Source organism: Pseudomonas sp. P5_A12, from assembly GCF_056400685.1.
Window position 1 is genome coordinate 1 of sequence record NZ_JBFUKU010000080.1, and the last position, 21273, is coordinate 21273.

22 protein-coding genes and 1 riboswitch are annotated in these 21273 nt (G+C 60.2%); of the genes, 6 read left to right on the top strand and 16 right to left on the bottom strand.

The genetic code is table 11. The features are described from left to right. Window positions 1-2 precede the first annotated feature (2 nt). The 9 genes from cobC to cobO all read right to left on the bottom strand — a co-directional run bounded on the left by cobC (window position 3) and on the right by cobO (window position 8284). Window positions 3-578 (bottom strand): alpha-ribazole phosphatase family protein, encoded by a 576-nt coding sequence (gene cobC, locus AC1DSG_RS13420; protein ID WP_477791312.1) that lies wholly within the window; start codon window positions 576-578, stop codon window positions 3-5. Then, window positions 575-1630 carry a nicotinate-nucleotide--dimethylbenzimidazole phosphoribosyltransferase gene (gene cobT / locus AC1DSG_RS13425; RefSeq protein ID WP_477791313.1) on the bottom strand — a complete coding sequence of 352 codons (1056 nt, stop codon included), beginning with the start codon at window positions 1628-1630 and terminating at the stop codon, window positions 575-577. Before cobT ends, cobC begins: the two co-directional genes overlap by 4 nt. Beyond that, a complete protein-coding gene (gene cobU / locus AC1DSG_RS13430; RefSeq protein WP_477791314.1) occupies window positions 1627-2148 on the bottom strand; it encodes a bifunctional adenosylcobinamide kinase/adenosylcobinamide-phosphate guanylyltransferase in 522 nt (173 codons plus the stop codon). The genes cobT and cobU overlap by 4 nt, the downstream gene beginning before the upstream one ends. 142 nt (window positions 2149-2290) lie before the next feature. Further along, window positions 2291-3742 carry a cobyric acid synthase gene (locus AC1DSG_RS13435; protein WP_477791315.1) on the bottom strand — a complete coding sequence of 484 codons (1452 nt, stop codon included), beginning with the start codon at window positions 3740-3742 and terminating at the stop codon, window positions 2291-2293. After that, window positions 3739-4731, bottom strand: coding sequence for a threonine-phosphate decarboxylase CobD (gene cobD / locus AC1DSG_RS13440; RefSeq protein ID WP_477791316.1), 993 nt, complete (start codon window positions 4729-4731; stop codon window positions 3739-3741). The genes AC1DSG_RS13435 and cobD overlap by 4 nt, the downstream gene beginning before the upstream one ends. Next, complete coding sequence (gene cbiB, locus AC1DSG_RS13445) at window positions 4724-5632, bottom strand: adenosylcobinamide-phosphate synthase CbiB (RefSeq protein ID WP_477791317.1); 909 nt, start codon at window positions 5630-5632, stop codon at window positions 4724-4726. The genes cobD and cbiB overlap by 8 nt, the downstream gene beginning before the upstream one ends. Then, complete coding sequence (gene bluB / locus AC1DSG_RS13450) at window positions 5629-6279, bottom strand: 5,6-dimethylbenzimidazole synthase (RefSeq protein ID WP_477791318.1); 651 nt, start codon at window positions 6277-6279, stop codon at window positions 5629-5631. The genes cbiB and bluB overlap by 4 nt, the downstream gene beginning before the upstream one ends. Further along, window positions 6276-7676 (bottom strand): cobyrinate a,c-diamide synthase, encoded by a 1401-nt coding sequence (locus AC1DSG_RS13455; RefSeq protein WP_477791319.1) that lies wholly within the window; start codon window positions 7674-7676, stop codon window positions 6276-6278. The genes bluB and AC1DSG_RS13455 overlap by 4 nt, the downstream gene beginning before the upstream one ends. Then, window positions 7673-8284 carry a cob(I)yrinic acid a,c-diamide adenosyltransferase gene (cobO, locus tag AC1DSG_RS13460; RefSeq protein ID WP_477791320.1) on the bottom strand — a complete coding sequence of 204 codons (612 nt, stop codon included), beginning with the start codon at window positions 8282-8284 and terminating at the stop codon, window positions 7673-7675. The genes AC1DSG_RS13455 and cobO overlap by 4 nt, the downstream gene beginning before the upstream one ends. An 81-nt stretch (window positions 8285-8365) precedes the next feature. Beyond that, window positions 8366-8598, bottom strand: a riboswitch (cobalamin riboswitch). 156 nt (window positions 8599-8754) lie between these two features. Here cobO and AC1DSG_RS13465 point away from each other — a divergent pair. Together AC1DSG_RS13465 and AC1DSG_RS13470 are read left to right on the top strand one after the other, a co-directional pair. Continuing rightward, entirely contained in the window at window positions 8755-9339 is a 585-nt protein-coding gene (locus tag AC1DSG_RS13465) for a hypothetical protein (protein ID WP_477791321.1), read from the top strand. A 67-nt stretch (window positions 9340-9406) separates the two neighbouring features. Next, complete coding sequence (locus AC1DSG_RS13470) at window positions 9407-10720, top strand: PQQ-dependent sugar dehydrogenase (protein WP_477791322.1); 1314 nt, start codon at window positions 9407-9409, stop codon at window positions 10718-10720. A 64-nt stretch (window positions 10721-10784) separates the two neighbouring features. Here AC1DSG_RS13470 and AC1DSG_RS13475 read toward each other — a convergent pair whose 3' ends face one another. The 5 genes from AC1DSG_RS13475 to AC1DSG_RS13495 form a co-directional block, all read right to left on the bottom strand. Beyond that, complete coding sequence (locus AC1DSG_RS13475) at window positions 10785-11318, bottom strand: C40 family peptidase (protein WP_477791323.1); 534 nt, start codon at window positions 11316-11318, stop codon at window positions 10785-10787. 165 nt (window positions 11319-11483) lie between these two features. Continuing rightward, entirely contained in the window at window positions 11484-12110 is a 627-nt protein-coding gene (locus AC1DSG_RS13480) for a C40 family peptidase (RefSeq protein WP_477791324.1), read from the bottom strand. Window positions 12111-12338: 228 nt separating this feature from the next. After that, window positions 12339-13043, bottom strand: coding sequence for a DnaA regulatory inactivator Hda (hda, locus tag AC1DSG_RS13485; protein WP_010456804.1), 705 nt, complete (start codon window positions 13041-13043; stop codon window positions 12339-12341). 230 nt (window positions 13044-13273) lie between these two features. Next, the gene (locus AC1DSG_RS13490; RefSeq protein ID WP_477791325.1) at window positions 13274-14347 is read right to left on the bottom strand and encodes an AI-2E family transporter; all 1074 of its coding nucleotides are present in this window, start codon (window positions 14345-14347) and stop codon (window positions 13274-13276) included. A 38-nt stretch (window positions 14348-14385) separates the two neighbouring features. Next, window positions 14386-15447, bottom strand: coding sequence for a DUF2066 domain-containing protein (locus tag AC1DSG_RS13495; protein WP_477791326.1), 1062 nt, complete (start codon window positions 15445-15447; stop codon window positions 14386-14388). A gap of 383 nt (window positions 15448-15830) precedes the next feature. On the opposite strand from AC1DSG_RS13495, the gene purM reads away from it, so the two are divergent. From purM to AC1DSG_RS13510, 3 genes are read left to right on the top strand one after another with little or no spacing between them, the layout of a single operon-like run. Then, a complete protein-coding gene (gene purM, locus AC1DSG_RS13500; protein ID WP_010456810.1) occupies window positions 15831-16889 on the top strand; it encodes a phosphoribosylformylglycinamidine cyclo-ligase in 1059 nt (352 codons plus the stop codon). After that, a complete protein-coding gene (gene purN / locus AC1DSG_RS13505; RefSeq protein ID WP_477791327.1) occupies window positions 16889-17539 on the top strand; it encodes a phosphoribosylglycinamide formyltransferase in 651 nt (216 codons plus the stop codon). Before purM ends, purN begins: the two co-directional genes overlap by 1 nt. 8 nt (window positions 17540-17547) lie before the next feature. Then, on the top strand, window positions 17548-18261 hold the full coding sequence (locus AC1DSG_RS13510) for a DUF3108 domain-containing protein (RefSeq protein WP_477791328.1): 714 nt from the start codon (window positions 17548-17550) through the stop codon (window positions 18259-18261). 63 nt (window positions 18262-18324) lie between these two features. Here the strand turns inward: AC1DSG_RS13510 and AC1DSG_RS13515 are convergent, their stop codons facing one another. Next, window positions 18325-19500 carry a trans-sulfuration enzyme family protein gene (locus AC1DSG_RS13515; RefSeq protein WP_477791329.1) on the bottom strand — a complete coding sequence of 392 codons (1176 nt, stop codon included), beginning with the start codon at window positions 19498-19500 and terminating at the stop codon, window positions 18325-18327. Continuing rightward, on the bottom strand, window positions 19497-20873 hold the full coding sequence (locus tag AC1DSG_RS13520) for a pyridoxal-phosphate dependent enzyme (RefSeq protein ID WP_477791330.1): 1377 nt from the start codon (window positions 20871-20873) through the stop codon (window positions 19497-19499). The genes AC1DSG_RS13515 and AC1DSG_RS13520 overlap by 4 nt, the downstream gene beginning before the upstream one ends. Before the next feature lie 260 nt (window positions 20874-21133). On the opposite strand from AC1DSG_RS13520, the gene AC1DSG_RS13525 reads away from it, so the two are divergent. Beyond that, window positions 21134-21273 (top strand): OsmC family protein (locus AC1DSG_RS13525; RefSeq protein WP_477791331.1); only part of this gene is annotated, 140 nt, incomplete at its 3' end.

A 21273-nucleotide genomic window follows, 5' to 3' on the forward strand; every position in this document is an offset into this window, starting at 1 on the left:
GGTCAGATCGCTTCCTTGAAAATGCCGCCGGGTTCGACGCTCAACGAAAACAGAGAACCATGAGCGACTTCGACATTGAGCAGCTGCTCACGCGGCAACCCCCGCGCTTGCGCCAGCAACAAACGCATGACCCCGCCATGGCTGATCAACAGGATCCGCTCGCCAGCATAGGCACCTATCAGTCGCTCAATGGCCGCCAGTACCCGACTGGAAAAGTCCGCCACCCGCTCCCCGTCCGGTGGCGTAAACGCATAAGGATCAGCCCAGAACAGGCCCAATCCCTCGGCATCGGTTTCCATCAACGCCGCTGCGCTCTGCCCTTCCCAGGCACCAAAGTGCAGTTCTTGCAGGTCTTTATCCAGGTGAACGGGCAAACCCAGTTGCGCGCCGAGCGCTTCGGCAAACCGCGCGCAACGCTGCAAAGGTGAGCTGACCAAACGATCCCACGGCCCCTGCTCAATCACCGCCGCGCGCATCTGCTCCCAGCCTTTTGCGGTCAGTGCATCATCGAGACTGCCACGCAACCCACCACCGAGTTCGGTCTCGCCATGTCGCAGCAGGTCTAGACGCAAGTTCATGCCGGACGATCCGCAACGGCCGCTTCGGCGAAGGTCGCCATCTGCCCGTGTAGGTCGCAGGCCAGACGCAACAACGGCACGGCCAACGCCGCACCGCTGCCCTCGCCCAAGCGCAGCCCAAGATCCAGCAACGGTTCGGCGTTCAGGGTTTCCAACACATGACGATGGCCAGGCTCGGCGCCGCGATGGCCGAACAGCAACCACTCACGACAATCAGGATTCAAACGCACTGCCACCAATGCCGCGACGCTGCAAATGAACCCGTCGACCAGCACCGCCACACCTTCCTGCGCACACGCCAGATACGCGCCAACCAGCGCGGCAATTTCAAAGCCGCCGAGGTTGAACAGCGCCTGCAATGCGTCCCCGCGCTGAGCACTGTGCAGCGCCAACGCACGCTCGATGACCTGAGCTTTGTGGCTGACGCCCGCCGCGTCCAGACCGGTGCCCGGTCCGGCCAGATGCGCCACCGGGCAATCGAGCAAGGCACAGGCCAATGCACTGGCTGCGGTGGTGTTGCCAATGCCCATTTCACCACCGATGAACAACTGCGCTCCGGCGGCGATGGCGCGCTGCACACTGTCGCGACCGGCCTGCAAAGCGAGCTCACCCTGGGCCGAGGTCATGGCCGGGCCTTTGACGAAATTCGCCGTGCCTGGGCCAACGTTCAAATGGCGGACACCAGGCAAATTCAAGGTTGGCGAGACCGTGCCCAGATCCACCACTTCAAGGGAAGCGCCCAGCTGTCGCGCCAACACGCTGATCGCCGCGCCGCCAGTGACGAAGTTGTGCAGCATCTGCCCGGTGACTTCCTGAGGAAACGCCGACACGCCTTCAGCCACGACACCATGGTCACCGGCAAAAATCGCGATCCACAGGTGATCCAGACTCGGCTTGACCTGCCCCTGCAACCCGGCAAATTGCACCGCCACCGATTCCAGTCGGCCGAGCGAGCCGGCCGGTTTGGTCAATTGCTGTTGACGCGCCTGAGCCTGTTCGACGGCTTGTGCATCGATCGGCTTGCACGGGTTCAGCCACCAGGATTGAGTCATAACGCAGTTCCTTTCAAAGTCAGGGGCAGGCCAGCGACGGTCAGGACGACACGCTGGCAGCGCTCGGCCAACGCTTGATGCAGCCAACCGGCTTCATCGACGTAACGGCGAGTCAATTCGCCCAGCGGCACAACACCCATTCCGGTCTCGTTGCTGACAAAAATGATTTCACCCGGCAACGAGGCCAGGCAGTCCAACAGGGCTTCGCGCTCAGCGTTGAGACGTTCGGCGTCGTCGAGCATCAGCAGATTGGTCATCCACAGCGTCAGGCAATCCACCAGCAGGCAACGGTTGGCGCCGGCGGTTTCACGCAGGACTCGGGCGAGTTCGATCGGTTCTTCGATCAATGCCCATTCGGCTGGACGCCGGGCGCGGTGATGGGCGACGCGGTCGTTCATTTCACCGTCAAGGGGTTGGCTGGTGGCGATGTAGGTCACGGCCAGTGCACTGTCGGTGGCGAGTTTTTCGGCCAGACGACTTTTGCCGGAGCGGGCGCCGCCAAGGATTAGTTGGAGCATGGTTCATAACCTTTTAATTGGCTGTGTGGCGACTGGTCTCATCGCGAGCAGGCTCGTTCCCACAGTTGATCGATGGTGGACACAAATTTTATGTTCACTGGAGATCCAATGTGGGAGTGAGCCTGCTCGCGATGAATTCACCTCAAATCCCGCAGAGCTCACGCAACAGCCGGGTATCCAAATGCTGCTCCACCAGATCCGCCAACCGCTCGATATCGCGCTCGCGCAATGCGTGGTAATCGACCTCCTGCACCGCCTGCAACCCCGCCCAACGCAGCAAGGCACTGCACGCCGCCGGCGACTCGAACAGTCCATGCAGATAGGTACCGAAAATCTGCCCATCCACACTTTGCGCACCATCGCAGCGACCATCGTCCAACTGCACGGCAGCATTTTCCAACGCCGGCCCGGTGGTCACGCCAGCATGGATTTCATAACCACTGACGGCAGCATTCTCCAGTGCCAGGCGACCGCGCACATTGCGCAACTGCTTCTCTTCTTCAAGCTGTGTTTCGAACGCCAGCAACCCCAGACCGGCACTGGAACCCGGTGAGCCTTCCAGACCCAACGGGTCATGCACGTGTTCACCGAGCATTTGCAAACCGCCGCAGATCCCCAGCACTTTGCCGCCATAACGCAGATGGCGACTGATCGCCGAATCCCAGCCATTGGCACGCAAATATGCGAGGTCGCTGCGTACGCTTTTCGAGCCAGGCAGGATGATCAGGTCGGCCGGCGGGATCGCCTGGCCGGGGCCGATGAATTGCAGGTCCACTTGCGGATGCAGGCGCAGTGGATCGAAATCGGTGTGGTTGCTGATACGCGGCAATACTGGCACCACGACTTTCAGCACCTGGTCTGCCTTGTCGGTCTGACGCTGATCGATGCCGTCCTCGGCTTCCAGGTGCAGGTCCATTACGTACGGCAGGACACCGATCACCGGCTTGCCGGTGCGTTCTTCGAGCCAGTCGAGGCCGGGTTGCAGCAACGCGATGTCGCCGCGAAAACGATTGATGATGAAGCCTTTGATTCGCGCCTGTTCGGTCGGCGACAGCAACTCCAGCGTGCCCACCAGATGCGCAAAAACCCCGCCGCGATTGATGTCGGCAATCAGCACCACCGGGCAATCCACCGCTTCGGCAAAGCCCATGTTGGCAATATCGCCGGCCCGCAGATTGATCTCGGCCGGCGAGCCCGCGCCTTCGACCATCACCACCGGATACGCCGCACTCAGCCGTTGKTGTGAGGCCAACACCGCTTGCATGGCGATGGCTTTGTAGTCGTGATAGGCAACGGCGTTCATTGTCGTGATGGCGCGACCATGAATGATCACTTGAGCGCCGGTGTCGCTGTTGGGCTTGAGCAGCACCGGGTTCATGTCGGTGTGCGGCTCAAGGTTCGCCGCTTGGGCCTGCACCGCTTGAGCACGACCAATTTCACCACCGTCAGCGGTCACCGCGCTGTTGAGCGCCATGTTCTGCGGCTTGAACGGCACGACACGCACGCCCTGGCGCACCACCCAGCGACACAGCGCCGTCACCAGCGTGCTTTTACCGGCATCGGACGTGGTGCCCTGCACCATCAATGTGCTCATCGGGCTTCCTTGACGTAGGTTTCAAAGGCTTGCGCCAGGCGTGTCCAGTCCGCTTCGTCGGCGGGCAAGCCAAAACGAAGACTGCTGGTGTGTGGGAACAAGCGCAGCAATATTCCCTGCCGAGCCATGAACCCATGCAGTTGCTCGGCCTGGTCGGTGATCAGCCATTGGAACAAGGCGCATCCGCCCTGAGGCTTGAAACCGAACTGCTCAAGCAGCCGCGCCAGACGCTCACTGGCTTCTTCGCTGCGCTGGCGTTGGCGGGCGTGACCTTCGGTGTCCAGCAGACAGGCCTGGCCAATCACTCGGGTCGGCCCACTGACCGCCCACGGCCCGACGTGCTCGGCGAGCAAGTTGAGCAGTTTGCGTTCCGCCAGCACGAACCCCAGCCGCACACCGGCCAGACCGAAAAACTTGCCGAACGAACGCAACACGATCAATCCGACCAGATGGATAAACGGCGCCACACTCAACTGCGGCGTGTTGTCCATGAACGCCTCGTCCACCACCAGCCACCCACCACGCGAGGCCAGCCGGCTGTGCCAGTCGAGCAGACGACTCGGGGTCAGGCTCAGGCCGGTCGGGTTGTTCGGGTTGACCACCACCAGCACGTCGAGGCTGTCGATAAAGAAGTCGACTTCCTGCTCCAGCACCTCACGCACGATGTAGCCACAACGTCGCCAGGCTTCGGCATGTTCGGCGTAGCACGGCGACAGCACGCCGACTTTGCCGGCACGCCGTAATCGCGGAAGTAGCTGGATGGCCATCTGCGAACCCGCCACCGGCAGCACTTGAGCTGCACTGTAATAATCGCAGGCCGCCTGCTCCAGGCCGTCTCCGGTTTCCGGCAAACGTGCCCAGGCGCGCAGCGGGATCTCCGGGATCGGAAACGGCCAGGGCGCCAGGCCGCTGGACAAGTCGAGCCATTCGGCTTCTGCAATTCCGTATTCGCGCGCAGCTTTGCGCAATCGGCCACCGTGCTCAAGCATAAAATTCAGCCCCCACGCAGAGAATCAGCAACCATAACCATACCCCGCGCTGAACCAATTGCCAGCCACGATCAATGGAATCAGCATCCGCTGGCACGCCTTCACCCAGTTGCGGACGCTGATGCAATTCACCGTGATAAATCGCCGCCCCGCCCAACTCGACGCCTAATGCACCGGCACCCGACGCCATTACCGGGCCGGCATTCGGGCTGTCCCAAGTTGGGCCTTGGGTTCGCCAGCATTTCATCGCCAGGCGGGTTTTCCCCAGCAGCGCGTAGGTCAACGCCACCAAGCGTGCGGGAATGTAGTTGAGGACGTCGTCGATTTTCGCCGCCGCCCAGCCGAAGCGCTCAAAGCGTTCATTGCGATAACCCCACATCGCATCCAGCGTGTTGCTCAAACGGTAGAGCACCACGCCCGGCGCACCGGCTACGGCAAACCAGAACAGCGCGGCAAACACAGCATCACTGCCATTCTCCAGCACTGATTCGGTGGCCGCACGGGCGACTTCGGTTTTATCCAGCTCACTGGTCTGGCGGCTGACCAGATAGCCCACACGTGTGCGCGCTTCTTCCAGGTCATCACTGCGCAGGGCCTTGGCCACCGGCTCGACGTGCTCACCGAGGCTGCGCATGCCAAGGGCGCAATACAGCGCGAGAATCTCGACGATCCAACCGACATAAGGCGCCCAGGACAATGCCGTGGCGAGCAAGGTCAACGGCACTACCGCGATCACCCACGCGGTGACGCCATGACTGCGCCAGCCACGACCACCGCCATTGAAACGTTGCTCGATGCGCTCGGCAAAACGGCCGAACGCCACCAGCGGATGCCAGCGTTTGGGTTCACCCAGCAGCGCGTCCAGCGCAACCGCGGCGACACTCAATAACGCCACACTCATTGACTCACTCCCCAATAATTTTCATACAGCAACTCACTGAGCGGACGCGCTTGCGCCCAGCCTTCGAGTACCAGCATTGGCGCTGGATAGAATTCCTTGACCGGTCCCAGACAAAGCACCGCCAACGGCTTGGCCCCGGCCGGCAAACCCAGCAGGTCCGCCAGTGCTTGCGGTTCGAACAGCGATACCCAACCCATGCCCAGGCCTTCGGCGCGAGAGGCCAGCCAGAGGTTCTGGATCGCACAGGACAACGAGGCCATGTCCATTTCCGGCAAGGTACGCCTGCCGAAGATGTGGCGCTCGCGATCGTCCATCAGCGCCGCGACCAGCACCTCGGCGCAGTCGTTGATGCCTTCGACCTTGAGCTTCATGAATTCGTCGGTGCGCTCACCAAGGGCTTCGGCAGTGCGGATGCGTTCTTCTTCCACCAGCGACTGGATCTTGCCGCGCAGCGCTCGGTCACTGATGCGGATGAAGCGCCAGGRCTGCATCAGGCCGACGCTGGGCGCTTGATGCGCGGCTTCGAGCAGACGGCGCAATAACTCGGGCTCAACGGTGCCGCCGCTGAAGTGACGCATGTCGCGGCGTTCGGCGATGGTGCGGTAGACCGCATCCCGTTCGGCCTGACTGAATGCGTTGTCTGTCATGACCTCATCGCGGGCAAGCCCGCTCCCACATTAGCAAGTGGTCTACCTGAAGGAATGCGGTCAAATGTGGGAGCGGGCTTGCCCGCGATGGCATCCTGACGGTCAGGCACAAACAATGCGGCTACAGCGGAGGGATTGGACGGAAAATAAAAATGCACATAAGAAGCCGTCATCCGCCCCTCACGATAAACCGCCTCCGCCCCCCGCCCACCATTCGGGCTCAGGCCTCGCGCAATCGGCTCAAGTTCGGTACTGGTCAGCGAATGGTGATACGTGTGTCCACGCAACGCACCTTCCGGCAGTTCGACCGCTTGCAAAGCCAGCGCCGCCAGACGCTTTTGCATCACCGCATCGCCTTTGAGCAAACCCACCAGTTCGGCGCGAGTGCCTTCGACATCAGTCAACGAGTCGAGCAGATACAACATGCCGCCACATTCGGCCAACAGCGGTTTACCCGCCCCATGGTGTGCGCGAATCGCATTCAGCATCGCGGTGTTTTGTGACAGCGCGACATGGTGTAATTCCGGATAACCACCCGGTAGATAAAGGCTGTCGGCCGCCGGTAATTCGCTGTCGCGGATCGGTGAGAAAAACGATAGCTCGGCGCCCATGGCTCGCAGCAAATCCAGACTTGCGCCGTAGGTAAACGCGAACGCTTCATCACGGGCCACAGCAATTCGCACACCCGCGAGCAACGGTTCGGCAGCGATTACATCCGGGGCTGCAAATTCCACCGCCGGCGGCAATGCCACTTCGCAACTGCTGGCCAACGCATCGGCCGCCGCATCCAGGCGCAGATCGAGATCATTCAGCTCACTGGCCTGAACCAGCCCCAAGTGGCGACTCGGCAATTCGATCCCGGTTTCCCGAGACAAAGCACCGTACCAGCGCAATCCTTCGGTCAGGCTGCCTTCGAGCAATTGCGCGTGACGCAAGGTGCCCACACGGTTGGCCAGCACGCCGGCAAACGGCAAGTCCGGCTGATACTTCGCCAAGCCCAACGCCAACGCACCAAAGGTCTGGGCCATGGCGGTGCCGTCGATTACCGCGAGCACCGGCACACCAAAGTGCCGCGCCAGGTCGGCGCTGGACGGCGTGCCGTCGAACAGGCCCATGACACCCTCGATGAGGATCAAGTCCGCATCACCGGCCGCTTCCCACAACAGTCGACGACTTTCCTGTTCGCCGACCATCCACATGTCCAGTTGATACACCGGCGCACCGCTGGCGCGCTCGAGAATCATCGGGTCGAGAAAGTCCGGACCGCACTTGAACACGCGCACCTTGCGTCCCTGATTGCGATGCAAACGGGCCAGTGCAGCGGTGACGGTGGTCTTGCCCTGACCGGAAGCCGGCGCGGCAATCAGGACTGCCGGGCAATGACGTGGTTGATTCACAGCTCGACGCCTTTTTGCGCTTTGATCCCGGCCTGGAACGCGTGCTTGATCACACCCATTTCAGTGACGGTGTCGGCCAGTTCAATCATTTCCGGCTTGGCGCCGCGACCGGTCACTACAACGTGCTGCATTGGCGGGCGCGCCTGCAAATCGCTGAGCACTTGATCGAGATCGAGGTAGCCGTGCTTGAGGGCGATGTTCAGTTCATCCAGCACCACCAGACCGATGGACGGATCGCTGAGCAATTCGCGGGACACTGCCCAGGCGGCTTCGGCAGCGGCAATGTCACGCTGGCGGTCCTGGGTTTCCCAGGTAAAGCCTTCGCCCATGACATGGAAACGCACTTGCTCCGGGAAACGGCGAAAGAACAGTTCTTCGCCGGTGCTGTTGCGGCCCTTGATGAATTGCACCACACCGCATTGCATGCCGTGGCCCATGGAGCGGGCGAGCATRCCGAACGCCGAACTGCTTTTACCTTTGCCATTGCCGGTCAGCACCAGCAACAAGCCGCATTCGTTCGGGGAATTGGCAATGCGTTCGTCGATCACGGCTTTTTTGCGCTGCATGCGCGCCAAATGACGTTCGTCACGATCAGGGTTATCGGTCATGGGGGAGCTCTCCGTTGAGGCTGGATAACGGCGGGCAGGCACAAGAATAGACGGCAAGAAGCCTGGCATCGCCCACCGTGATGCCGCTGGATGAATCAGGCCGGTCTCCGGGCTCATGAGCGGCTTTCGCCTGACTGCGCGCCTTCCCATGTCGAAATTGACACAGTGGCTCAAGGCGCAGTCTTCACTCATTTACCGTTGCGGGGGCAGCGCCGGGATCGTGAGGACTCGTCGTTTGACAATCGTCACTCACCGGCTTCCCTGTTTCACTCTGTCGGCCACGGCCACAGAGCACCTGAAACAAGCCGCGAAGGTTAGAGGGTTGGGGGTGGAGCGTCAAATGAAGACAAGCCGCGGCTAGCGATATATTGCGGCCGGACAATTTACTGACGCCAATCTTGCAGCACGCGGCCAGCAGTGATATCAAAGAGCCACAACCCAACAACTACACAATTAAAAGGGTGAGTAACATGCAAGGCATGATTATCAGCAATCCGAAGCTGGAATTCCTGCGACCGGTGCTGGAACGTTGGTTTGACTGTATCGACCGCTACAACACTATTCGCGGCGATAACGAAGCGCCTTACTGGCATGACGAAAAGGCCAACCTTGGCTTGCTCTCTGCCGCTGCGTGCATGACGGAAATGGTCACTCTGCAAAACACACCGACTCGAAAACAAATCGAAGAAGGCGAGCGCAACGCCCGCGCCGATCTATTTATCGCGAACGCCGAACAACGCGCCTATTTTCAAGCCACTCAACGCTGGCCCAAGGTCAACAGCCTGAACCTGACGCAGGCGCTGGTGGACATCACCTGCGACGCCAAACGCATCAGCTACGGCAGCGACCTTAAACTCGGCTGTCTTTTCGTTGCTCCGCAAAAAGCCCAGCAGAGCGCCACCCCGGAAGAACTTCAAGACATGGTCGACGACCTGCAAAAGGAACACTGCTGCGCGGTGGCCTGGTATTTCCCCTACGCCTACCGCAAGTTGCGTAACGAAGCCGGCAACTATCACCCGGGCATCGTCGTCTTGTTCAAGGAAGCGCGCGGCTGACCGGTTGAACCATCGCTGCGTTTATCTCCTCTATGAATAAGACACTGCATTCATAGGGAAGACCAGCATGCACAAGTCCCCACTCGTTCTCGTCATCGTGCTCGCCGGAGGGCTTGCCGCCTGTGGTGAAACCTCAAGCCTGAAAGTCTCCGACGGCACCGGCCCATCACCCAAGCTGCCTGAACCGAATAAAACCCTGATCCCGACGGTGAACATCGCCCCGGCGATCGGCTGGCCGGAAGGTGTGAAACCCACTGCTGCCGCAGGGACTCAAGTGGCAGCCTTTGCTGAAGGCCTCGATCACCCGCGCTGGCTCTACGTACTGCCCAACGGTGACGTACTGGTGGCCGAAACCGCTGCGCCACCCAAACCTGATGACGGCAAAGGCATTCGTGGCTGGGTCATGGGCAAAGCCATGGGCCGCGCCGGTTCTGCCGTCCCCAGCCCGAACCGCATCACGCTGCTGCGCGACAAGGACCACGACGGCATTGCCGAAACCCGTACGGTGTTCCTGGAAAACCTCAATTCGCCCTTCGGCATGACGCTGGTCGGCAATGACCTGTATGTGGCCGACACCGACCGCCTGCTGCGTTTTCACTATGAAAGCGGTGCAACGGCGATCAAGTCGCCGCCGATCAAAGTGATTGATCTGCCTGGGGGCACGCTGAATCATCACTGGACCAAAAACGTCATCGCCAGCAAGGACGGCAGCAAGCTGTACGTCACCGTTGGTTCCAACAGCAATGTCGGTGAAAACGGGCTGGACCAGGAAGAAGGCCGCGCGGCGATCTGGGAAGTGGACCGCGCCACCGGCAATCACCGGATATTCGCTTCGGGGATTCGCAACCCCAACGGCTTGGCCTGGGAGCCCCGCAGCGGCGCGCTGTGGACGGCGGTCAACGAACGAGACGAAATCGGCAGCGACTTGGTGCCGGACTACATCACCTCGGTCAAGGATGGCGGGTTCTATGGCTGGCCATTCAGTTACTACGGCCAGCATGTCGATATTCGCGTCGAGCCGCAAAATCCGGACCTGGTGGCCAAGGCCATCAAGCCGGACTACGCGGTGGGGCCGCACACTGCGTCGCTGGGCCTGACGTTCGCTGAAGGCAATACCCTGCCGACGCAATTCAAGGAAGGGGCTTTCATCGGTCAGCACGGCTCGTGGAACCGTAAACCGCACAGTGGCTACAAAGTGATTTTCGTGCCGTTCGCTGGCGGTAAACCGACGGGGCAACCGGTTGATGTGCTGACTGGCTTTCTCAATGAAGACGAAGAAGCCAGGGGCCGGCCGGTGGGCGTGGTGATCGATCAGCAGGGAGGCTTGCTGGTGGCGGATGATGTGGGGAACAAGGTGTGGCGCGTGTCCGTAGCCAAGTAACGGCAACCTCCAATCCCTGTAGGAGCCGAGCTTGCTCGGCTCCTACAGGGGGACAGCGCTGTGACTACGGATTGCGCGCCAGGTGCTGGGGCTGCAGAACGCGTTTGGCGCTCAGGYACGCCCTCTGCCAATAGGCTTTAGAGAGGCTGTCGAGTTTCACCGTGCCGCCAGTCGCGGGGGCATGCACGAAGCGGCCTTCGCCGACGTAAATCCCGGCGTGGCTGACCTGAGAGCCGCCATTGGTGGCGAAGAAAATCAGGTCGCCGGTTTGCAGGCCTTCCTTGCCCACATTGGCGGCTTGCATGCTGATCATCTCGCGCGTGGTACGCGGCAAGGAAATGCCGGCAACATCACGGTAGACGTAGCCGATCAACCCACTGCAATCGAAGCCCGAATCCGGTGTGTTGCCACCCCACCGATATGGCGTCCCCACCAGGCCGAGCGCGCGGAACAGCACGTCTTCTGCTTCGGGGGAAAAGGACTGCGGGTTACCGAAAATAATGGGCGCGCGAACCACCGGTGCAGGCGGGGTGCGGCTGGCGCAGGCGCTGAGTAGCGCTGCGAAGAACAGGAGTACGAGGCGGGCCGACATCGTCATAAGCAGAACATCCTGATCTGGCTGCGGCTTTTTCTGCCGGAAGTGCAGAAAAGAAAACCGCCTGCGCGGGGCGCAGGCGGTTTGCCATCATTAGTAGATCAGAATTCTAGCCGCTATGCGGCAAACTTCAAGTAAGACTTTAAGTTCACCTTACAATTTGTACGCTTACTTGCGAGCGGTGACCACGGTCGGGGCCATCGCAAGGGCGCGCTTGGCTTCGATGAAGGTCTTGTTCCAGTAGCTGTCACCCAGGCTATCGACCCGTACACCACCGCTTTTACGGCTGCTGGAGTGGATGAACTGGTTGTCACCCAGGTAGATTCCGGCGTGACTGACGCGACCGCGACGACCATTGGTGGCGAAGAACAGCAGGTCGCCTGGCTTCAGCGCACTGCGAGAGACCAGTGGAGCGTCCACGTTGATCATTTCGCGAGTGGAGCGTGGCAGGTTCATGCCCGCTTCTTCACGGAACAGATAACCGATGAAGCCGCTGCAATCGAAACCGGCTTCAGAGGTACCGCCGAAACGGTAACGGGTACCGATCAGGGACATGCCACGTTCGAGGATGCTGTCGGCCAGAACCGGAAGCTTGTACGACTTGCCGTCGGCAAAGTCAGCCAGTTCTTTATCAGTGGCGAGCTCTTCCTGAAAAAGAACGGAAGAAGACTGTGCGGTAGCTGCGTTTTTAACCTGCTGTTGTTGCTCTTGCTGGGACACTGGCGAGTGAGCAGCGCAACCGAACAACAGGGTGACGAGTGCGAGAGGCACGAGGGGTGCGAAGCGCTTTAGCATGGGCACGACCGTGGCTGATAGTTATAAAGAAGCCGTGACTATGCCCACTATCATCCTCATTTGCAAATTCAATCGAACTTTATGTGACTTATCGGTTTCCCGTTTACATCTAAGCACTTAAGCCCGTTTTAGACACTCGCGTAGCCTGCAACCCTGTAGGAAAGCGCACTTCCTGGCGCCTGAAATACGCCAAAACCCCTGCCAGGCTTGGGTTTTACCAGGCTTTTGTTACCAGCCCAGGGTTTCTTTCAGGAAAGGGATTGTGAGTTTGCGCTGGGCTTGAAGAGAGGCCTGATCGAGACGCTCTAGCAGCTCGAACAGCGCACTCATGCTGCGTGTACCGCGGGTCAAAATAAAATGCCCGACTTCATCAGTCAGGTGCAAGCCGCGACGCGATGCACGCAATTGCAAAGCGCGCAATTTGTCTTCATCGGAAAGCGGGCGCATCTGAAAGATCAGGGCCAGAGTCAAACGCGACTTCAAGTCCGCCAGCTTCACCGGCAATTCACGCGGTGATGTCGACGCGGCGATGAGCAGGCGACGACCGCTGTCGCGCAGCCGATTGAACAGATGGAACAGTGCCTCTTCCCAATCCGCCCGACCTGCAACCGCCTGCAAATCATCCAGGCAGACCAGTTCGTATTGTTCGAGGTTATCGAGAATGGAGATGCCACGATCAAGCAGCTCGGCCAATGGCAAGTACACTGCCGGCTCCCCCAACTGCTCGAAGCGCAGGCAGGCCGCCTGCAACAAGTGCGTACGCCCTACCCCGTCCTTGCCCCAGAGATAAATCAGGCTTTCGGTCCACCCGGCGTCGGCTTCGCATAGCCGCTCGACATAGCCGAGTGCTGCGGCATTGGCGCCTGGGTAGTAATTGATAAAGGTAGCGTCATCACGCAGACGCACACCTAGGGGCAGCTGAATCGGTTTCATGCTGACTGAACAGTTCCAAAGGAACCGTTAGTGACCTCTGTGTAAAGTTTGCGAAGTTTATACCCGTGACGCTGGTCRCACAATGCGACAGACCACAAGCAAAATCAAAGGTTTGCGTTAACACACTGGTTTCGTGACAGTTTTGTTGGCGGTGCATGTGACAGCTACGCGGGGGATGCAGGCCAACCCGGCAATGATCCGGGTTGGCCGCGACGGCCTTTCAACGAACCTTATCGCTTTGGCTCATCTGCACCGCTGTACATCTCGGAATCTTTATATAAATCATTCACATGGCGCACCAGCACCATGATCACCGCTGCCACCGGCAACGCCAGCAATACCCCCGTGAAACCGAACAGTTCGCCGCCCGCAAGAACGGCAAAAATCACCGCCACCGGGTGCAGACCGATCCGGTCTCCTACCAACATTGGTGTCAGCACCATGCCTTCCAGCGCTTGACCAACCATGAACACCGCGACGATGCCCAACATTGGATAGAGGTCGCCACTGAACTGGAACAGTCCGGCAATCAGTGCCGCGCCAATCCCGATGACAAAGCCCATGTACGGCACGATCGCGGCCAGACCGGCGATCACACCGATCAACAGCCCCAATTCCAGCCCCACCAGCATCAGGCCCGCAGAGTAGATCACCCCCAGCGCCACCATCACCAGCAATTGCCCGCGCACGAACGCCCCCAGCACTTCGTGGCATTCGCCAGCCAACAACACAGCGCGCTCTTCGCGATCACGCGGTAACAGGCTTCGGATCTTCCCCATCATCAAGTCCCAATCCCGCAGCAGGTAAAAACTCACCACCGGGATCAACACCAGATTGGCCAGCCAACCAATCAAAGCGAGACCGGACGCCGTGGCCTGACTCAACACCACACCGACGATGTCACTGGTCTGTGTCATGTGTTCGCTGATCGCAGCCTTGAGCCTGTCGAATTTCCAGAAGCCGTCCGACAACCCGAACTTCGATTGCGCCCATGGCAGTGCGGTGTGCTGCAGCCAATCGAGTATTTGCGGTGCCAGCTCATACAAACGAAACAGTTGCTTGGCCAGCAGCGGCACCAACACCAGTAGCAGCGTGGTGAAAATCAGGGTGAACAGTGCGAATACCGCCACCACGCCCCACGTTCTTGAAAACCCGGCCCTCTCCAATCGATCCACCAGCGGGTCGAACAGATAGGCCAGCAGCAGCGCCACCAGAAAAGGGGTCAGGATCGGATGCAACAGCCAGACAAACGCGCAGAGCAGAACCACTCCACCCAACCAGAACCAACGGCGCGTATCGGCCATGTACCACTCCAACTGCATCTATATAAAGAAAGAAAACCTTACCAGCGGAAGCGCAATTGCGGCGTCGGTGCCGGGGCTGGCGCTACAGCAGGCGTCGAACCCTGCACTACGGGTTGAACCGGCGCTACGGGCGCGGCTGCTTCACCGGCCGGCACTTCTTGCAACTTCGCCAGCGACAACTGCGAACGCAGTTGCTCAGCGCTGCCATTAACCCGATAAAGGATGCGATCACCGCTGACACTTTGCAGGCGCGCGCCAAACGGGTCGAGCAATCGCCCCAACGCCGCGTAACGCTCCAGGTTCATGCCCTGCACTTCCAGCAACTGCTCGCCCGAAGCGCCTGGCTTGACGACAAACCGTGGCGCCAGTCGCTGACTGACCGCCAGCATCACCGCATCGGCCACTGCGGCCTGATCCGCGCCTTGCACGCTGCCCGCTTCCTTCTTGTCGCCCATCCACAAATTCCATTTGGCCTGCCACTGACCGCCCTCTTCCCGGGCATGCACAGCCAGCAAAGCGTCTGCGTTGTAACGTTCCGATGCATTGTGCAGAGGCGTCGCGTCAGTGCCTTCCAGCGTCGGCGCTGTTGCCACCAATTGCTCACTCAGATCCGCTAGCGGCAGGCGCAATGGCAAGCCGCGGTGTTGCGCCGCTCGACGCAGAGGCGCGGCGCTGGCCTGGCCATCGCCCACCAGGTTCGAACCTTCGGTGGAGTCGTTCAGCCACCAGCCGAGGATCGACGGCCGATTCGCGCCCCACAACGACAGCCCCGCACGACGCAACGCCTGCTCGGTGGAGGCCGGGTCAAAATCAACCTTCAATACTTCCGGCGGCCCGGCCTCAAAGCCGTATTGACTGATGATTTGTTGCGGGTCCTTGCGCAGGGCCGCCAACCCCGGGCTTTGCGCCGCCTTGGGATCGCCGGTCAGGCGCAATACCAGCGTGTCCAGCGCACGCTGGGTCGCTTGATCACGCTCCTCGGGCGCTTGACTGACGACAGGTTCGCGCACCTGATAGAGACCTTTCACGGTTTCGGCATGACTGGCGAGGCTGAAAAGGGAAACACAGCTCAAACACAAAAGTTTGGAAAGAAAACGCATGGAAGATTCCTGACGACAAGAGCGGCTGGAACTGACCGCATGAAGGCATTGAGCAAGGCTGTGACCATCGCCCCGTGCAAAACATTCACCCGACCCCGATAAGTTTTTGACGCTGTCATAACGATAGACGGTTAATGGCRATACCTTATACAGCCATGTGCGATGTCACTCACGCGGGCGATAACGGTTTTTTTTTGGCCTATATGCCCCTGCTGTCGGCCTGAGGATGGCCGCTGCCCCTCAAGCCTGATAAAATCGCGCGCCTTCGCAGACCGGCAACAGCCGGGTAGTCCGAATTTCGTGTGAGGCAATCGCCCCCGTCGAATTCGGCGACCCCGCTGAACTCGGTCGTTACCCCTGAATCCCCCCTAAAGGCCTGGATCATGAGCAAGCAACCCTCCCTGAGCTACAAGGACGCCGGTGTAGACATCGACGCCGGTGAAGCATTGGTCGAACGCATCAAGAGCGTCGCCAAGCGCACTGCGCGCCCGGAAGTCATGGGCGGCCTGGGCGGTTTCGGCGCCCTCTGCGAAATCCCGGCTGGATACAAGCAGCCCGTACTGGTTTCCGGCACCGACGGTGTGGGCACCAAGCTGCGCCTGGCACTGAACCTGAACAAGCACGACAGCATCGGCATCGACCTGGTGGCCATGTGCGTGAACGACCTGGTGGTCTGCGGCGCCGAGCCGCTGTTCTTCCTCGACTACTACGCCACCGGCAAGCTCAACGTCGAAACTGCGACCCAAGTCGTGACCGGCATCGGCGCAGGCTGCGAACTGTCCGGCTGCTCCCTGGTCGGCGGCGAAACCGCTGAAATGCCTGGCATGTATGAAGGCGAAGACTACGACCTGGCCGGCTTCTGCGTCGGCGTCGTGGAAAAATCCGAAATCATCGACGGTTCGAAAGTCGCTGCCGGCGACGCCTTGCTCGCCCTGCCGTCTTCCGGCCCGCACTCCAACGGCTACTCGCTGATCCGCAAGATCATCGAAGTGTCGGGTGCTGACATCGAAAACATCCAGCTCGACGGCAAACCGCTGACCGACCTGTTGATGGCCCCGACCCGCATCTACGTGAAGCCTTTGCTCAAGCTGATCAAGGACACCGGCGCTGTCAAAGCCATGGCCCACATCACCGGTGGTGGCCTGCTGGACAACATCCCGCGCGTTCTGCCAAAAGGCGCACAAGCGGTGGTTGACGTAGCGAGCTGGACCCGTCCTGCCGTGTTCGACTGGCTGCAAGAAAAAGGTAACGTCGACGAAAACGAAATGCACCGCGTGCTGAACTGCGGCGTGGGCATGGTGATCTGCGTGGCTCAAGAGCACGTTGAAACCGCGCTGAACGTATTGCGTGAAGCGGGCGAGCAGCCTTGGGTCATCGGTCAGATCGCTACCGCTGCCGAAGGCGCGGCCCAGGTTGAACTGAAGAACCTCAAGGCTCATTAATGTCCGTCACCTGTGATGTCGTGGTGCTGCTCTCCGGCACCGGCAGTAACTTGCAGGCCTTGATCGACAGCACGCGGACCGGCGACAGCCCGGTTCGCATCGCTGCGGTGATTTCCAACCGCGCCGATGCTTATGGCCTGCAACGCGCCAAGGACGCGGGTATCGACACCCGCGCCCTGGATCACAAGGCTTTCGAAGGCCGCGAGGCCTTCGATACCGCAATGATCGAACTGATCGACGCGTTCAATCCCAAACTCGTGGTACTGGCCGGTTTCATGCGCATTCTCAGCGCTGACTTCGTGCGCCATTACGCGGGTCGCCTGCTCAATATCCATCCGTCACTGCTCCCTAAATACAAAGGGTTACACACTCATCAGCGCGCGTTGGAGGCCGGCGACACCGAGCACGGCTGCTCCGTCCACTTCGTCACCGAGGAACTCGATGGCGGACCACTGGTCGTACAAGCAGTAATACCGGTAGAGTTGCAGGATTCGCCGCAGAGTCTGGCGCAGCGAGTCCATGCCCAGGAACACCTGATCTACCCGTTGGCTGTACGCTGGTTTGCCGAAGGTCGGTTATCACTTGGCGAACAAGGTGCTTTACTGGATGGGAAGCTACTCGCGGCCAGCGGCCACTTGATTCGAACCTAGGAGATATTATGCGTCGCGCCCTGCTCTTCGCTTGCGCTCTGCTTGCCTTGCCTCTGGCACAGGCTGCAGAACTACAACCTTTCTCCGCCAGTTACACCGCCGATTGGAAACAGCTCCCCATGAGCGGCACGGCTGAACGCAGCCTGACCAAGGAAGCCAACGGTGTCTGGAAGCTCAGCTTCAAGGCATCGATGATGATCGCCAGCCTGACGGAAGAAAGCACCCTGACCGTGGACAAGGACACCCTGCTGCCTCAGTCCTACCGCTTTGAGCGTGGTGGCCTGGGTAAAGCCAAAAAGGTTGATCTGGATTTCGACTGGACCACCAAAATGGTCACCGGCACCGATCGTGGCGACCCGGTCAAGGTTCCATTGAACCGTGGCATGCTCGACAAGTCCACGTATCAACTGGCCCTTCAGGAAGACGTCGCCGCCGGCAAAAAGAGCATGAACTATCAGGTCATCGATGGTGGCGAAGTCGATACCTATGACTTCCGCGTACTGGGCTCAGAAAAAGTCGACACCAAGGCCGGCCAGATCGATGCGATCAAAGTCGAGCGCGTGCGCGACCCGACACAAAACAAGCGCATTACCGTCATGTGGTTTGCCAAGGACTGGGATTACCTGCTGGTCCGCCTGCAACAAGTTGAAACCGACGGCAAGGAGTACAACATCATGCTCCTCGACGGAAAGGTCAACGGTAAGGCGGTCAAAGGCAGCTAAACCGGGCTTGACACGAAAATCCGGAATCCGCTAAGGGTTCCGGATTTTTTTGCCTGCCGAAACTCAAATCCGCGCCAACGCCTGCGCCAGATCGGCGCGCAAGTCGTCAACGTCCTCGACCCCCACGGACAATCGCACCAGCGCATCGCCGATGCCCAGTTGCGCACGGGTGTCGGCGGGGATGGTCGCGTGAGTCATGATCGCCGGATGCTCGATCAGGCTTTCCACCCCGCCCAGGCTTTCCGCCAGCGCAAAGATCTGCACACTCTCCAGAAAGCGCTTGGCGCCTGCCAGATCACTGTTCAGATCGAGTGAAATCATCCCGCCGAAACCGCGCATCTGTTGGCGCGCCAGTTCGTGCTGCGGATGTGATGGCAATCCCGGGTAGTAGACGCGCGCCACCTGCGGCTGTTGTTCCAGCCATTGCGCCAACGCCAGGGCGTTGCTGCAATGGCGCTCCATGCGCAGTGCCAGGGTTTTCACGCCGCGCAGGGTAAGAAAGGCGTCGAATGGACCGGCGATGGCGCCCACTGCGTTTTGCAGAAAGCCCAATCGCTCGCGCAACTCCGCATTTTGCCCGACCACCGCGATGCCGCCGATCACGTCGGAATGCCCGTTCAAATACTTGGTGGTCGAATGCACCACGACATCGAAGCCCAGTTCCAGCGGGCGCTGGATCGCCGGGCTGGCGAAGGTGTTATCGGCCACGCAAATGATGCCGCGCAGACGGCAGATGCGTGCGATGGCGGCGAGGTCAGTGAGGCGCAGCAACGGATTGCTCGGCGTCTCGACGCAGACCATTCGTGTGTCGTCCTGCAACGCCGCTTCGAAGGCCGCCAGGTCCGTCAGATCAACGAAGCTGAAACGATGCCCGGCGCTGCGCCGACGCACTTTGTCGAATAGGCGAAACGTACCGCCATACAAATCATTGCCCGAGACGATATGCGAATCGGCATCAAGCAGTTCGAGTACCGTGGAGATTGCCGCCAGCCCGGACGCGAACGCGAAGGCCTGGGTGCCGCCTTCGAGATCCGCCACGCAGCGTTCCAGCGCCCAGCGCGTCGGGTTGTGCGAGCGCCCGTAGTCGAGGCCTTTGTGCACGCCGGGACTTTGTTGCAAATAGGTAGAGTTGGCGTAAATCGGCGGCATCAACGCCCCGGTGGAAGGGTCCGGCGCCTGCCCGGCATGGATCACGCGTGTGGCAAATCCATGTGGCGCAGCCTCTTTATCGTGACTCATGTCAGGGATCTCCGTAGATGATTGAGTAGGTCGAAGCGGGTAATCAGTCCGTGGAAGCCCGAGGCATCGGCAATGATCGCCACCAGCCCACGGTCGAGCTCCGCCTGAAGCTCAGCCAGACTGGCAGCGGCAGGCAGGGTTTGCAGCTTGTCGGTCATTGCGCTGGCGACCGTCAAACGGAAGTGCGAGGCGTCCTGGTGCACCCCCAGCAGAATGTCGGACTCGTCGATCACACCGACCAGCCGCTGGCCGTTCATCAGCACCGGCAGTTGTGACACGTCGGCCAAACGCATGCGCTGGAAAGCGGTCAGCAGCGTGTCGTCCGGGCCGACGCTGATCACTCGACCGTCCTCGAAACGGCGCGAGATCAGGTCGCGAAGATCGCCGTAGTGCTTGTATTGCAGCAAGCCCTGATCGTTCATCCACTGATCGTTGTAGACCTTCGACAGGTAGCGCGTGCCGGTATCGCAGACAAAGCTCACGACCCGTTTCGGCTCGGTTTGCTCGCGGCAATAACGCAGCGCCGCCGCCAGCAATGTGCCGGTCGACGAGCCGCCGAGAATGCCCTCGGCGCGCAACAGTTGGCGGGCATGATCAAAGCTTTCTTCGTCACTGATCGAATACGCGTGGCGCACACTCGACAGGTCGGCAATCGAGGGAATGAAATCTTCGCCAATGCCTTCCACCGCCCAGGAACCGGGTGTGCCAAGGGTGCCACTGCGACTGTATTCGGCCATCACCGAGCCGACCGGGTCGGCCAACACCATGACCAGATTCGGCTGCACGCGGTTAAAGAAGCGGGTCAAGCCAGTCAACGTGCCGGCCGAACCGACACCGACGACGATGGCATCCACATCATGTTGGGTTTGCGCCCAGATCTCGGGCGCGGTACTGCATTCGTGGGCCAGCGGGTTGGCCGGGTTGTTGAATTGATCGGCAAAGAAGGCGTCGGGAATTTCCTTTGCCAGCCGTGCAGCCACATCCTGGTAATACTCGGGATGGCCCTTGCCGACATCGGAGCGGGTGATGTGCACCTCGGCGCCCATCGCCTTGAGGTGCAGGACTTTCTCGGTGGACATCTTGTCGGGCACTACCAACACCACTCGATACCCCTTGGCCCGGCCGACCAGGGCCAAGCCCAGGCCGGTGTTGCCGGCAGTGGCCTCGACGATGGTGCCACCAGGTTGCAAACGACCATCGCGCTCGGCGGCGTCGATCATCGCCAGGCCGATGCGATCCTTGATCGATCCGCCGGGGTTTTGTGATTCGAGCTTGAGGAACAGCGTACACAGACCGGTATCGAAGCGACTGACACGCACCAGCGGCGTGTTACCGATCAGCTCAAGGACGGCGGGGCGGGATTCGTTGGGCATGTCGTCACCTTGCTGTGGTTTTCGCACTGGATGGACACCAACCTGCGGCGCGTCATTGTGTTCGGTCGCAGGCATTACCTCGCTTGGACCATAGGCCGCGATGGCGTCATTCGCAACCGCGCGCGGCCGGTCGGTCGCCCGGAATCCATTCAGCGAGCAGGCAGGAATCCATAAGAAAGTGGAACGCGCCCGTGGAGGAATGCTCTATAACTTCAAGGTCTTTTTTGACCGAACGACTTTTCCAGCCTGGGAGGCTTTCCATGACCGTTACCGTCAACACCATTTCCGCCGAAGGTTTTCGCCACAGCGTTCAAATCGATGAGCACGAACTGTTTGCCGACGTGCCGACCTCTTCCGGCGGCGAGGGTTCTGCGCCAGAACCTCACGACTACTTCGATGC